This is a genomic window from Paenibacillus rhizoplanae (assembly GCF_042684125.1).
GTDB lineage: Bacteria > Bacillota > Bacilli > Paenibacillales > Paenibacillaceae > Paenibacillus_AQ > Paenibacillus_AQ rhizoplanae.
On sequence record NZ_JBHUKY010000022.1, the window covers coordinates 158,604 to 171,944 of the forward strand.

Here is a 13,341-nt window from a genome sequence, read left to right on the forward strand (position 1 = left end):
TACATTAGAATGCGTTTTGGAGCGCTTTTTTTCCGATTCTACTGTACATAATGCAATTACCTGGCGGGAAATCTAAGAATGACGGAGAGTGGAATGCTCCTTCGTATATACTGGACAACATACTTTTTACTAAAATTGCACAACCAAGAGCAGGGAATGTCTCCCTGCTCTTATTTTAAGTTTGACCATCTCCATGATAGCGCTTTATAATCCGTTCATAGTGGCTAGGGCCAGAGTCAAGATTACAGAAGGCGGGGGAGAATCATGAATCCAATATGCAAGGTGCTGATTGTGGACGATGAAATCCTGGTCCGGCAAGGGATTAAATATGTGTTGGACTGGGAACAGGAAGGATTTCAGATCGTGGGTGAAGCGGCCAACGGACGGGAAGCATTGAATTCGCTGCAGACCTTGCAGCCGCATATCATCATTACGGATATTGTCATGCCGGTGATGGATGGCGAGGAGTTAACCCGGCTGGTGAAGCGCGATTATCCGGCTACCGAGGTGATTGTGCTGAGCAGCTTCAGCGAGTTCCATTATGTGCGCTCGACGTTCCAGCATGGGGTGGCGGATTACATTCTGAAGCCGAAGCTGGAAGCCGGGGCCTTATTGCAAGTGTTGAAAAAAACCCGGGAACGCATCCCGGGACTGAGCGGCACCGGGGGACAAACGGAGGCAGAAGCGCAGCCGCTGGATACCCTGCTCGGCCGGATGCTGGCCGGTTACCGGCTGCCGCCGGAGAGCGAAGCGTATGTGAAGCAGCTGCTTCCGCATGAATGCTTCGCGCTGCTGGGCTGGGAACCGGCACAGCCAGCACCGGGCGGCGAAGCCATTAACCATACCGCCATAAACGCGGTCAGCAGCGACAACGCCATGAATCATACCGTTATTAATGCAGTCAGCAGCAACGCCGCCAATGCACATGAGGCTGCATCCGCTACCGTGGTTACCGCTGTTAACGGTGAACTAAGCCGGAGTGTTCCGGGACTGGTGCAGTGCGTTATTCCATGCGCAGAGCCTTCGGGCACTACGTTCATGCTGATCAATCTGGAAGAAGCCCATGGGCCGCAGCTGCTGGAGGCTGTACACCAGTTAGCAGATACACTTGCCGGACAAGAGGTGGAGCTGCGGCTGACGCTGAGCCGGACATTCAGTTCGCTGGGCGAACTGGCGGCCGTCCAGCAGGAGAACAATGCGAGACTACAGCAGTGCCGGTTTTTCCGGCCGGAGCAGACCCTGCTTATCCAGCCGGAACGTCCAGATCAGGGGACTGCGCTGCCCAAGTTCAACCTGACGCCCTTCACAGAACAACTGAAACGGCAGCAGCTGGCGGAAGCGTTCGGTGACCTGCATCAGCATGTGGATGCGCTCAGCCGCCAGAATGACGGGGATGTGTATCAGTTCAAGTCCTTCCTGGGCAATATTATCTTCAATATTACGAATCAGTTCAGCCATCTGCAGGAGCTGGAGGAGGGGAAATACGGCCTGTTCCGGGCCATTGATGAAGCGGATACTGCCGAGCAGGCCATACGGATTCTGGATGATTACTTGAGCCGGATCATGGAGCTGACTTTATCGGCAGCGCCAGCACCGGGCAGCAATGCCAACATGACGAAGCTGCTGCAGTACATAGAGGAGCATTATGCCGAGCCGTTAACCCTTACGGAGCTGGCCCGTCATTTTCATTTCAACCCTTCGTATCTGTCGAGCTTGTTCACGACCTACAATCACGAGGGCTTCAAGGAGCATCTCAACACGGTCCGCACGGGTAAGGCGGCAGAGCTGCTGCGGGCCGGGGAGGCACCCATAGCGGAGATTAGCAGTATGGTCGGATACGGGGACCACAGTTATTTTTGCAAAGTGTTCAAGAAATACAACGGCTTGTCCCCGAGCGGCTACCGGCGTCAGCATTACGGGCAGGAGTAGAGCGTATGCGCAGATACTGGGAGCGGTTCAAATTTCACAGCCTGTTCATCAAAATCTTCATCGTCATGCTGATCAGCATCATCGCCGTAGCCATCGCTTCCTCCTGGACGACCGTCCGCATGTCGGAGAAGCTGTTCATGAATACCTTCAGCATTACGAATTCCAAGGTGATCAGCCAGATTAAGGCGAGCTTTGAAGCCTTTCATTATTCGATCGTTACGGCTACTAATAATACTCAGCTAAGTGGCACGATCCGTTCCTTCCTGTCTGAGGAGGACTCGGACTCGCTGCGGATGCTGCGGACCTATTACAATATGACCACGCAGATGAAGAAGATTCAGTCCACTCTCGATGCCTACCAGGTCGGGATCAAAATCATGGGCAAAAACGGCCGCAGCTACTCCACCAATACCAACAATCTGCTGATGAGCGACCGCGAGCTTCAGGAGCATGAGCTGACACGGAATACTCTTGCTGAGCCGAAACGGCTGATGTACCAGTTCTATGAGGAGACGGTGCAGAATTCGCCGCAGAAGGAAGCGGTGATCGTAGGCAGCAAAGCGCTGGTGGACCGGACGACCGGCGATATTTACGGAACGCTGTTTTTTACCATTCATGAAAAGGATTTCCGCTCCTTCTACGGGAGCTTTGTCAGTACCGGGAACGATGTGGTGATCCTCAATAAGCAGGGGATGATTGTGTCCAGCAACCGCAGTGATCTGATGGGCCAGCAGGCGGGGGATCTATTGCAGGTGGCGAGTGAGATTGAGGAGCAGCAGCTTGCGTACCAGAACATTGATTTCCAGGGCACTGATTCGATTCTGATTGCGGATTACCTGCCGTCTTACGATTTCTATATTGTGAACCTGATCGATAAGCAGACGGCCCTCGGCCAGATGGTTAACGGTAAAATGGTCGTGCTCTTCTGCTCAGCCATCGTGGCCGTGGCCCTGATCGTGGTGTTCCTGATCTTCAGAAGGCTAACCCGGTCGCTCACGCTGCTTACCCGGCAGATGTCCAAAATCACCGAGCGTAACTTCCACAATTACATTACGGTTACGGGGAGCTTTGAATTTCAGGAGCTGGGGCATGCCTATAACTATATGCTGGACGAGCTGAATGAATATGTCGAGAAGCTGGTGGAGACGCAGAAGGAGCAGCGGAATGCCGAGCTTGCGGCCTTGCAGCATCAGATTAACCCGCATTTTCTGTACAATACGCTGGCTTCGGTCAACTTCCTGGTGCAGCAGGGCAGTCAGGAGAAGGCGGTGCATACGATTCATGCCCTGATCTCGATGCTGCAGAATGCGCTGAGCGATGTCAGTGAGAGTATCACGGTGACGCAGGAGCTGGAGAATCTGAAATCCTATGTGTTCATCAACCATGTGCGGTACGGCGAACGGATCAGGGTGAATTTCTTCGTCTCCCCGGATTGTATGGACTGTCATCTGCCGAAGCTGATTATTCAGCCGTTCATTGAGAATGCCTTCTTCCATGCGTTTACGCGCAAAAGCGGCGGATATATCCATATCCTCATCTCCCAGGATGCCGGATCTCTGCTCTGTGAAGTGGTGGATAACGGGGATGGAATGGATACCGGAGCGGCTGATCTGCCTATGTCGAGCCTTGCGGGGAAGCGCCAGCTGTTCACTGGAATCGGCATCAAAAATGTGCATGACCGGCTGGTGCTGATGTACGGCGAAGAATATGGAGTCACCATTAAGAGTGCGCCGGGGGAGGGGACTGCGATCCGAATCCGCCTGCCGCTGATGAAGAAGTGAGATTATTACCATTTTCCAAAAAAAGAACAAACGGCCAATAGGCAGCGCTTACAATCAGGCGATAAAATGACCAATCCCCATAAAGTAAGTTCTAACGGGTCCCCCGGAGCGGGTGATAAGATTACTTATGTAATAAATAAGCGCTTACATTCAAGCGAGATACAGTAAAGCGCATCAAAGGGGAGGCTTACCAATGAAAAAAGGCTTTGCGTTAGTCCTGATTTGCCTGCTACTGCTTACGGCCTGCAGCTCGAACTCCGGGTCCAAGAATTCCGGCAATACTGCTGCGGACACGGGAAAGACAGAGAATACAGCAGCTACAGAGCCTGCACAGGCGAAGGAAATTACGATTTGGGCTTGGGACCCTGCATTCAACATCGCCGCGCTGGAAGTGGCCAAAGCAGAATATGCCAAGACGAACCCTGACGTAAAAATTAATATTGTGGAATATGCACAGGCGGATATCATCCAGAAGCTGAACACGGGGCTGAACTCCGGAACCACCAAAGGTCTGCCGAATATCGTGCTGATTGAAGACTACCGTTCCCAGAGCTTCCTGCAATCGTACAAGGATTCCTTCTACGATCTGAGCAGCAGCATCAAAGGCACGGACTTCGCGGATTACAAGAGCGGTCCGACCAGCCTGGACGGTAAGCAGTACGGAATTCCTTTTGACTCCGGCGTTACCGGCCTCTATGTCAGAACCGACTATCTGGAGCAGGCAGGCTACAAGCCCGCCGATCTGCAGGATATCGACTGGAAGAAATATATTGAAATCGGCAAGGCCGTGAAGGACAAAACCGGCAAAGCGCTGATTACGCTGGACCCGAACGACCTCGGACTGATCCGGGTCATGATTCAATCCGCAGGCGAGTGGTACCTGAAGGAAGACGGCAAGACGCCTAATATTGCGGGAAATGCACCGCTTAAGGAAGCTTTTGAAACCTATAAGGAGCTGACCGAATCAAACGTAGCCAAGGTGCATGCAGACTGGAGCCAGTTCGTAGCCGCCCTGAACAGCGGCGATGTAGCATCCGTGCCGACAGGCAACTGGATCACCCCTTCGATTACGGCTGAAGCGTCACAATCCGGCAAGTGGGGCATCGCACCGCTTCCCAAGCTGACTGTGAACAAATCCGTTCATGCCTCGAACCTGGGCGGAAGCTCCTGGTATGTCATGAATGTGGATGGTAAGGAGACGGCAGCAGACTTCATGGCTAAGACCTTCGGCTCGAATGTGGAAATGTACCAGAAGCTGCTCACGGATATCGGTGTCATTGGCACCTTCAAAGCGGCTGCGGGCGGAGAAGCTTACAGCCAGGCCAATGAATTCTTCAGCGGTCAGAAGATTGTATCGGATTTCGCTGCCTGGACGGAGCAGATCCCAAGCGTCAATTATGGTATCAACACCTATGCAATTGAAGACATCCTGATTGTAGAGATGCAGAATTATCTGAACGGCAAGGATATTGACAGTGTGCTGAGCGATGCCCAGGCCCAGGCCGAGTCACAGATTAAATAATTAGCTCTCATACAGTGACCTTGGGCGTGGCCTGCAGCTTCCGGGAGTTCAGGAGGCGGGCGGCGCCCGGGGTTTATTTTAAATGATAAGGAAAGGACTGGGCAGCTGTGCATCAAACAAATTCCAAACTTAGGTTCCGCACTAAAAGCGTGTTGACCGGATGGTCCTTCGTCCTGCTTGCGGTCATTCTGATCTTCGTCTTCTATTTCTATCCGATGCTTCAGGCACTTATTCTGTCGTTCCAGACGGGAACGGGCAGCAATCTTACATTTACCGGCTTCGATAACTATTCACGGCTTCTGTCTGACAAAACATTTATTGTATCGGTTAAAAACACCTTCATTTATCTGCTGGTTCAAGTGCCGCTGATGATCATCCTCGCGCTGTTTATCTCGGTACTGCTGAATGACAGCAAGCTGAGATTTAAGGGGTTTTTCCGGACGGCGATCTTCCTGCCCTGTGTCACTTCACTGGTTGCGTATTCTGTGGTATTCAAGTATTTGTTCTCCGGCAATGGCCTGGTGAATACGATGCTGCTGAAGCTCCATCTGGTCAGTGCCCCAATTGAATGGATCACCGATCCGTTCTGGGCCAAAATCACCATTATCATAGCGATCACTTGGCGCTGGACGGGTTACAATATGATTTTTTACCTGTCGGCCCTGCAAAATATCGATCACTCCATCTACGAGGCCGCCCGGATTGACGGAGCTTCGGCTTCCCGCCAGTTCTTCGGAATTACGGTCCCGCTGCTGAAGCCGATCATCCTGTTCACCTCGATTACCTCAACCATCGGGACGCTGCAATTGTTCGACGAGGTCATGAATATCACGAAGGGCGGCCCGGGCAACGCGACCCAGACGATCTCCCAGTACATCTACAATTTGTCGTTCAAATATGCAGCAGACTTCGGCTATGCAGCCACCGTATCGTATTCGATCGTCATTATGATCGCGCTGCTGTCGTTCATCCAGTTCAAAGTGGCAGGTGATAAGAATGGCTAAAAGTAAACGTTTCTTCATGTACCTATTCCTGAGCATCGCGGCCATTGTCTCAATTTTTCCATTCCTGTGGATGGTGGTCAGCTCGACGAATAAGTCGGTGGATGTCACCCGCGGGCGGCTGCTGCCGGGTACCCATCTGCTGGAGAATCTGCGCAAGCTGCTGGACACCACGGACCTGCAGTTATCCCTGATGAATTCAGCGAAAATCTCCATAACCACCACGCTGCTGGCGCTGCTGATTGCCTCGCTGGCCGGCTACGGCTTCGAGGTTTTCCGCAGCCGCTCGAAGGATATCGTATTCAACATTCTGCTGCTGTCGATGATGATTCCGTTCGCCGCGCTGATGATCCCGCTGTACCGGATGTTCGGCCAGATCTCGAACGTCTTCCCCTGGATGGGCATCGATACGATGACCTCGGTCATTCTGCCTACCGTGACTACCGCGTTCCTGATCTTCTTTTTCCGCCAGAGTACGAAGATGTTCCCGAAGGAGCTGCTGGAGGCTGGCCGGATGGATGGGCTTAGCGAGCTGGGCATCTTCCTGCGCATCTACCAGCCGACCATGAAGACGACTTACGCTGCCGGAGCGATCATTACGTTCATGTCGAGCTGGAACAACTATCTCTGGCCGCTGATCGTATTGCAGACCCCACAGACCAAGACCATGCCGCTGCTCATCTCTACCCTCGGATCAGGTTACGCTCCCGATTACGGGATGATTATGATTGCGATTGTAATCGGCACGATTCCTACTGCGCTGGTGTTCTTTGTGATGCAGAAGCAGTTTGTGGCTGGGATGATTGGGTCGGTGAAGTGAATTAGAGTTACTCTCTATATTGGGAATAGTCGTGGCTCCAGGGATTGTTTGGACTTTCGGCCGCTGTTAGATTTGGATTTCCTGATTTATGCCGCATAGTCTGCGGTAGAAATCCAAATCAAGCATATGCTTTCGATGCGAGCTTTCCTTCGGAAAGCTTTTAGGCGGACGCTGCCGCTCCTGCAGTTCCAAACATCCCCTCCGCCACTCCTCCCAAAAGGGAGAAGCTCAAGTTCACTTACTGTGGGGGGAGGCAGGGGGAAAGGCAAGAGCTCCCTTGCAGAAGTACTTCTAAAAACAAAAAGAGCGCGATGACCGGACATTCCGGACACCGCGCTTTTCCATAACTATTCCCCGACTCTATACCATAGTTCACAATATTCATAGCCATCTGCGCTTGTACCATACATCTCGAAATTACCGCCATCTAGAATCGTATAAGTTGAGGTTGGCAGCCATTCCGAGAAGATACGATTCTTCAAAGAACGCAAGTCATACTTGCCGCTGCCGTTCCCATCATGGAGTGTTGAGAATACGGCCCACGTAGCTGCGGGAACATCAACCACCGTGTATCCATTCACTTGGCTGCCTGGCGCTTTGTAGCACCCGATTAGATAAGGGAAGGTCGAGTTGCTTGTGAATGTATAGGCATCGAAGGCAAAGACCGCTCCAAGTTCGTTGCTGAAATTGCCTTCGTCTCTCCATGCCCCGCTTACTGACTGGGCTAAACGTTCCAACTCTCCATTCTTGCAGATATTTTGCCAAACCTCCGGGATCGTTACGCCCGTTTCATTCGCAATAGTGTCGTAGTGGTAGATATCCTCCAGCCCATACACTTGAAAAGCATCCCGGTGCTCCATCCGGTAATTCATTCCGGTCACTCCCTTTAAGATGATTTGAAAGGAGATGCGGGGATAGGCTCTTAACTCACTTCCGGCATTGCGCGCTAATGTAGGCGTCATTCCATGCAGATTGTGAAATGCCCGGGAGAAGGCTTCCGGTGATTCGTATCTGTACTTCAAAGCTATCTCCATCACTGTGTTCTGTCTGTCCTTTAGATCAAATGCAGCCAGCGTCAGTCTTCTGCGCCTGATATATTCTGATAAGGGAACATTAAGTACAAATGAGAACATGCGTTGAAACTGGTAAACCGAACATAAGGCAATTTTAGCGATTTGATCGTAATCAATATCTTGTTCTAAGTTATCTTCAATATAACCGATCGCCCGATTCATTCGCTCCAGCCACTCCACCGCAATCCCTCCTTTCGTAAGAAGCATATCACCCGGTAGTTACCGTAGCCTGATTATCCGTGCAGCATATTGTCAGGTGGTGATCATAGCAGCAGACTCATAATTCGCAAGCATGGCACAAATATCTTGGGCGAACTTCCAGTTCGAATGGTACTCACCGACAGAAAGAGGGAGCATCAGAAGTTCAGCGGCGTCATTTCTTTTTAGACGGTCCTTTATCTTCTCGCTGGAGAGATTATTGAGAGGTGATTGCATTAACTTCACTCTAATTATAAATATATCAAGGAAGTATTCAAACTGCTTCTACATGTTCAACCAGAGAAAGGTCATGTCACGAAATGACACTGCATCCCTGTGCAGTTTGTTAGATTTTAGTAGAGAGGCGCAACTGATACAGAGATTTGGAGTAATAAGAAAGATGGTAAAAATATATGAAATAGAGGAAAAGAGAGGATGTTCGAAATGAAGACAGGTAAAAAGGTGTTGACAGCCTTACTGGCTGCGGGATTGAGCTTCGCCATGTTGACGGGTATGAATCCGGGGAAGGTAGAGGCGGCGGCGAAGAAATACCCTGCACTTCTGAAAATCAACGATTATTATGTGCTCTATACAGCACCAAAGGCGCCATATGTGGATGCCAACTACCGGACGATGATCCCCCTTCGCTCCATTAGCGAGCTGATGGGGGCGAAGGTGAGCTATGATGCCAAGGCTAGAACGGCTGCCATCGAAAAGGATAGTGTAACGGTTAAGTTCACCATTGGTTCCAAATCGGTTTCGGTTAACGGGGTTGCCGGGTCGATGGACACGGTTCCGGTGATGGAGCAGAATTCGATGTTCATTCCCGTCAGTGTGCTCGCCGGACGTCTGGGCATTGTGAGCAAATGGGATCAGGCGAGTCAGCTCTACACGCTGACGGGTGAAACCCTGATGCAGACGGATATGATTAAATATACATTGGAGGATATGGAAGGAGGACCATTTACAGCTCCCCCGGGAAAGATTATCAGTAACGATGCCTTCCGGCCAGTCTCGTACACCTATGATCCCGGGAAAGGCAGCTTTACAGTGAAGGCGAAGAATATAACCGGAAAGGATATTCCAGCCGGGGCAGCGGATGTAGCAGCTTATATCCTATATGATGATACGCTTCAGTTCCCGCCGCAGGAGCGTGTAAGACCAGCTGTCCGCAAGGAGGGTACTCTTGAGGTTACCGTTAAGACCGAAACGCCGAGTACCCCTGCTTATTTACTTGTAAAAGGTCGGCTGCTCGACCGCTCCGAGAATTAATTTCAATTTTGAATCAGAGGTGAATCCGGTTGATGGACATGCTGGCGATCAAAAAGGCTGTAAGTACGCTCAGGGATGAGGAAGTAAAGCAGTATTTGACGGGGATTTTGGCGGGGATAGGCGAGTTGAAGGAGCAGCACGGGCAGTTGGAGAGACCTCTGGATAAGCATATGGCGGAGCCGGTTGCTGAATTGATTGAACAGTACTCATCACTGATGAGTCTTCCGGCGCAGCGTGCCTTCTGGGACCCTGCACCTGACAGTACCCATGTTCATATTCTCTGCGGCGACTCCTTCGGGGGCAGCATGAAGCAGGTGCTTAAAGAATTTGGCTGGACGGCTACCCATAAGCTGATTATCCTACGGGAGAATTATGCTATAGGTCCGCTGGATCAGTTGGATACACCAGTGGGAAGGAAGCTCCGCAGCGACTGGTTCCGCCAGCATATCCATGAATACTATACAGTCTCTGATGAATGTGAAAGAGAGTACTCTGAGCTGCTGGACAACCTGGAGCAGATTCCTGAGCAGGCCAAGATTATAATCTGGACCAGTGGCAATGCTTGCGAGCAGACCGGGCTGCGTCTTATTGCTCATCTGTTGGGGAAGAGACCGAACGAGATCATAGTGTGTGATGCCTGCGAAATCTGTGAGGAACTGTTCAACCGGCCGGATGCTTATATAAATTACTATCATTCCGGTGAGATTCCGTCAGACAAGCTCCGGGAAGCACTTCTGCGAATTGATGAGGGCAGCAGGCTGGGTGCTGCGGATATCGCGCGGCTATCTCAGGAATGGAAGGAGATATCCAGGCAGTCCGGCGCTCTGCGGATTTGGCAGGAGGATACCCTGCTGGAGGTGCCCGCTGAGTATTATGACAGCTATCTGCTGGAGAAGCTGGACTCGCTTCAGCCGCCGCCAGGGGATGATGGATTCCTGAAATCAGCCCGGCTGGTCGGTGAGGCGCTCGGATACTGTGAGCAATATGTCGGTGATGCTTATTTTGAGCACAGGGTGAGAGAACTGATCTATAGCGGGGTGCTGGAGATTAAGGGCGTTCCCACAGCGATGAGATTCTATAGCATCCGGCGCAGAAAAGGGTAAGGTATATAGAAGCACTAAAGAATTTAACAAAAAGCCAAAAGAAGCGGAGGGGAAATTTGGAACTGTAGGAGCGATAGCGTCCGCCTTTGTGTTTGGATTTCCACCGCTAATAGCGGTTTAAATCAAGAAATCCAAACACAACAGCGGCCGGAGGGCCAAATGTTCACCGCAGCGACGACCAAGCTTGGAGTTCAAATCTTAAGTGCATTTTATATAGCAGCGGTTTAATCAGCAAAAGCGACCAGCAGTCCAAATGTTCACCGCAGTGACGACCAAGCTTTGGGTTTAAATCTTTAGAGGCAAAAGGAGGCCAACCATGCAAACCTTATTTCGTTATAACTGGCAGGTCCGCGAGGAATGGTATCAATGGTGCGGGGAACTGCCGGAAGAAGAACTGGCGAAGACACGCATTGGCGGGGTGGGCGGAATCCTGCAGACGCTGGTGCATATAGTGGATGTGGAATTAAGCTGGGTCCGGGATATGGAAGGTAAGCCGGATATCCGTTTAGACTTCACGGAGTACAATACTTTGCAGAAAATCAGAGAAGTAGATGCGCGCTTCCGGCCGGAGGTGGAGTCCTTCGTAGTGGCTTGGAATGAGGCATTGGAACGGAGGATTCTAAGGGAGGATGGGCCGGATGGGCAGGTTACCCAGCATAGATGGGGCGAAGTGATGCGGCATGTTGCCGCGCATGAGATTCATCACATCGGCCAGCTCTCCATCTGGTCAAGGGAACTCGGCCGTAAGCCGGTCTCCCCTAATCTGGTGCGCAGAAGTCTGGCTACGTATTTACCCGGTACAGAATAAAGGAGGCTGCGTGTCCTAATATAGTCTGCGGTGTAGCAAGCCTCCCCCGATCTTCTACTTCATATCTACAGCTCGGGCGGAAACCACAGATGGCGCAGATCGACCCAGCCCTGGCTGTTGAAGGTCACCCCGCGTACTGAGGGCAGATAGGCGGTCTCGGCAGGCCGTTCGTACAGAATATACAGCTGGTGGTCACGGGTTAGAGTATCCTCAATCACCCGGAAGCCTTCCGCCCGAACGGCGGCATCAGGCTCCAACGAGATTTGGCGCAGCCTGCCCTCAATGCCCGCACGGGTGCGCGGTTCAATGTGCTGCGAGAGGGTCAGGTACAGGTCGTACAGCCGAAGCTGCTCGTCCTGGTCGCGGAGCAGCGAGAAGACGATCAGGTCGGACTTCAGGCGGATCGGGCCTTTGAATTCCTCCGGCGACACGGATAATACCTTGCAGGAATATCCGTGCTGCGTTAGTCTTGCGGCGATGTATTCGGCATCTCCGGCATACTGCGGGATCGTGGCAATCTGCAAGACTTCAGCCGGAGGCGCTGCGAAATGCCGGAAGGGCACTCTCGGAGCTTCATGCAGACAGGACAGCAGCTCGGCACGGAGAAGGGGATCGCTTAGCGGTCCCTTTTTCTTCGTGTTGCAGGTTACGAATTTGCGGACATAAGACTCAGAGTGGATTCTGCTTAGAGAGTCTGCGCCCGCTGTAGACGGATTCGGGATGACATGGAAGGCAGAGCCGGTCTCTGAGGGTTCCCGGTCCAGGCTCCACGGGACATAGATAATCTCAACACGGTCCAGATGGGCCCGCCCCTGAAAATAGTAAGGGAACACCTCCAGCACACAGGTATCCTCATTCATCTCCACAACCTTGAACGGACCGGTGCCCGCCGGTCTGCGTCCAAACAGATTCTCTCCAATGGACTCCAGATCGCGGGGCACAATCGCCGCCCGGCTGGTGCAGAGGAAGGGAAGGAAGAGTTCATTCGGCTTCTTCAGCAGTATGCGGACGGTAGAGGCATTCAAGGCCTGGACTGCCTGAATCTCCTTGACAATATAGCTGTACAGCATGCGCTGCGAGGTAGACATCATCCGTTCGAACGAGTAGACGACATCCTCAGCGGTCAGTACCTTACCATGATGGAACAAGACCTCCTTACGCAGATGAAAAGTCCAGGCCGTCCGGCTCCCGTCTGTCTCCCAGGCATGGGCCAGGCCGGGGATCACTTTGCCGCGTTCACCGCTGCGGCCGACCAGCCCGTCAAAAACATGGCTCGAGACAAACGACTCCGCCAGCAAATTCATATAGAGCGGATCGAAGGTATGGAGCTGCTGGGTGACCGGCAGCCGCAGCGTATCGATCCGCTTGTCGCTGTGCACCTCGGCATGATGCCCGAAGTAAGCGAGCAGCCAGCCTTGCAGCGTGTCCTGCAGCGATGAGGTGCGGGCATGTCCGCGGATGCCCTCAAGCGCACTGCTGATATCTTTGCTGCTTATCGCCTGCTTCATGGATTCCAGGGCAATGTCCTCGGCCGCTGCGAGGAACACCAGCTTGGAGCGCCGCCCCCGGCCCCGGTTGGGGGTCCAGTTGATCCAGCCGAGATCGGCCATTTTGCGGATCACATGCAGTGCATTGCGGTGGGTGCAGCCAAGGGTCAAGGCCAGCTCGTCCAGGGTAACAGAGATCTCGGCCGGACCTCCATGCTGCGAATGCAGCTTCAGGAATTGACTATGCAGCTTCATTTGGGACATTCTCCTCCTGCCTAATTTATAAAATAGGAAATTAATAATATTATATTTCTCTTTTTCTTCTTATTTTATCAGCTAGAATTAGG

10 protein-coding genes are annotated in these 13,341 nt (G+C 52.2%); 8 read left to right on the forward strand and 2 right to left on the reverse strand.

Features of this window, described 5'->3' with window-relative positions; translation table 11 throughout:
• Positions 1–264 precede the first annotated feature (264 nt).
• The 5 genes from ACFSX3_RS13040 to ACFSX3_RS13060 all read left to right on the forward strand — a co-directional run bounded on the left by ACFSX3_RS13040 (position 265) and on the right by ACFSX3_RS13060 (position 7,053).
• Positions 265–1,929: a response regulator transcription factor gene (locus ACFSX3_RS13040; protein ID WP_209992264.1), complete on the forward strand. Its 1,665-nt coding sequence runs from the start codon at positions 265–267 to the stop codon at positions 1,927–1,929.
• A 5-nt stretch (positions 1,930–1,934) separates the two neighbouring features.
• Entirely contained in the window at positions 1,935–3,710 is a 1,776-nt protein-coding gene (locus ACFSX3_RS13045; protein WP_209992263.1) for a sensor histidine kinase, read from the forward strand.
• A gap of 193 nt (positions 3,711–3,903) precedes the next feature.
• On the forward strand, positions 3,904–5,232 hold the full coding sequence (locus ACFSX3_RS13050; RefSeq protein ID WP_209992262.1) for an ABC transporter substrate-binding protein: 1,329 nt from the start codon (positions 3,904–3,906) through the stop codon (positions 5,230–5,232).
• Positions 5,233–5,339: 107 nt separating this feature from the next.
• Positions 5,340–6,236 carry a carbohydrate ABC transporter permease gene (locus ACFSX3_RS13055; protein WP_209992261.1) on the forward strand — a complete coding sequence of 299 codons (897 nt, stop codon included), beginning with the start codon at positions 5,340–5,342 and terminating at the stop codon, positions 6,234–6,236.
• The gene (locus ACFSX3_RS13060; RefSeq protein ID WP_209992260.1) at positions 6,229–7,053 is read left to right on the forward strand and encodes a carbohydrate ABC transporter permease; all 825 of its coding nucleotides are present in this window, start codon (positions 6,229–6,231) and stop codon (positions 7,051–7,053) included. The genes ACFSX3_RS13055 and ACFSX3_RS13060 overlap by 8 nt, the downstream gene beginning before the upstream one ends.
• A 347-nt stretch (positions 7,054–7,400) precedes the next feature.
• On the opposite strand, the gene ACFSX3_RS13065 is transcribed toward ACFSX3_RS13060, so the two are convergent.
• On the reverse strand, positions 7,401–8,306 hold the full coding sequence (locus ACFSX3_RS13065) for an AraC family transcriptional regulator (protein WP_209992259.1): 906 nt from the start codon (positions 8,304–8,306) through the stop codon (positions 7,401–7,403).
• Positions 8,307–8,768: 462 nt separating this feature from the next.
• On the opposite strand from ACFSX3_RS13065, the gene ACFSX3_RS13070 reads away from it, so the two are divergent.
• The 3 genes from ACFSX3_RS13070 (at position 8,769) to ACFSX3_RS13080 (ending at position 11,507) form a co-directional block, all read left to right on the forward strand.
• Complete coding sequence (locus ACFSX3_RS13070) at positions 8,769–9,596, forward strand: copper amine oxidase N-terminal domain-containing protein (protein ID WP_209992257.1); 828 nt, start codon at positions 8,769–8,771, stop codon at positions 9,594–9,596.
• Between the two features lie 32 nt (positions 9,597–9,628).
• Positions 9,629–10,699, forward strand: a complete 1,071-nt coding sequence (locus ACFSX3_RS13075; protein ID WP_379312923.1) for a DUF1835 domain-containing protein — start codon at positions 9,629–9,631, stop codon at positions 10,697–10,699.
• Between the two features lie 316 nt (positions 10,700–11,015).
• Positions 11,016–11,507 (forward strand): DinB family protein, encoded by a 492-nt coding sequence (locus ACFSX3_RS13080; RefSeq protein ID WP_209992256.1) that lies wholly within the window; start codon positions 11,016–11,018, stop codon positions 11,505–11,507.
• 65 nt (positions 11,508–11,572) lie between these two features.
• Here the strand turns inward: ACFSX3_RS13080 and ACFSX3_RS13085 are convergent, their stop codons facing one another.
• Entirely contained in the window at positions 11,573–13,249 is a 1,677-nt protein-coding gene (locus ACFSX3_RS13085; RefSeq protein ID WP_209992255.1) for an ABC transporter substrate-binding protein, read from the reverse strand.
• Positions 13,250–13,341 lie beyond the last annotated feature (92 nt).